The following is an 860-nucleotide window of genomic DNA, read 5'->3' as shown; positions in this document are numbered from 1 at the left end:
CAGCAAGTGCTTGATTAAAAACCCACCACATTGTAATGTAAAATTTAACAATGGAGTGGGTTTATGATGTTTTATAAAATAGCAGTCTGTATTACTTTTTTATATTTAGTTGGATGTAACACAACCAAGGTTCACCAAGTAGAACAACAAATAGAGCTTGAACAACTATTAAACCATTCTTTGTTTAATAAACTCGACACTCCTTCTGAGTACAGTATTTTCGAGCTGCCAAATGCTGAAAAAGAAAAATTTTTAGCCTATGCCGAAAAACAAAAACAGTCTGAAATCCGTCATGACCGCATTATTTACAACTACCTCGAAAGCAACTTAGCTAACTTTAAATACCACGGCGATACACTTACTTCAGCCCAAGCCTTAAAACTTTCGCAAGGCAACTGCATTAGCTTAGCTGTTTTAACACAAAGCTATGCACAAGCTCTCGGATTAGAAACGAGCTTTCAAGAAGTAACAAGTCAGCCTGTATACGCAAAAGAAAATAATGTTGTTTATGTAGCAAGCCACTTTAGAACAAGAGTATACGCCCCAAAAGTAGAGAAAAAAGATGATAATATTGTTGAATTTTTCAGAGCGGGCACCTTAATCGACTACTTTCCTACCCGTCGCAGCTTTTATTCAAGCAGTGCAGATTATAACGATTTAGTTTCTAAGTTTTACAGTAATTTAGCTGCAACAGCGCTAGCAGACAAACAGCTGGATATTGCTTACTCACTTATTCTACAAGCAAACAAATACACTCCCAATGATCCTGAATTATTTAATATAGCGGGCATTTTGCATCGTCGGGCTGGTGATTTACAAAGCGCTAAAAACATCTATCAAACAGCACTTAGTAATAATGA

Annotated in this window: 1 protein-coding gene; it reads left to right on the top strand. The window is 36.3% G+C overall.

Going from position 1 to position 860, the window contains the following annotated elements; genetic code table 11:
* Positions 1-63 precede the first annotated feature (63 nt).
* The coding region (locus H5072_RS20580; protein WP_182694652.1) for a hypothetical protein at positions 64-860 on the top strand (797 nt) is incomplete at its 3' end.

This window comes from Pseudoalteromonas sp. SR45-5 (genome assembly GCF_014163565.1).
Classification (GTDB): domain Bacteria; phylum Pseudomonadota; class Gammaproteobacteria; order Enterobacterales; family Alteromonadaceae; genus Pseudoalteromonas; species Pseudoalteromonas distincta.
Note: the sequence above shows the minus strand (reverse complement) of the source record. Positions and strands in the feature narration are given on the sequence as shown.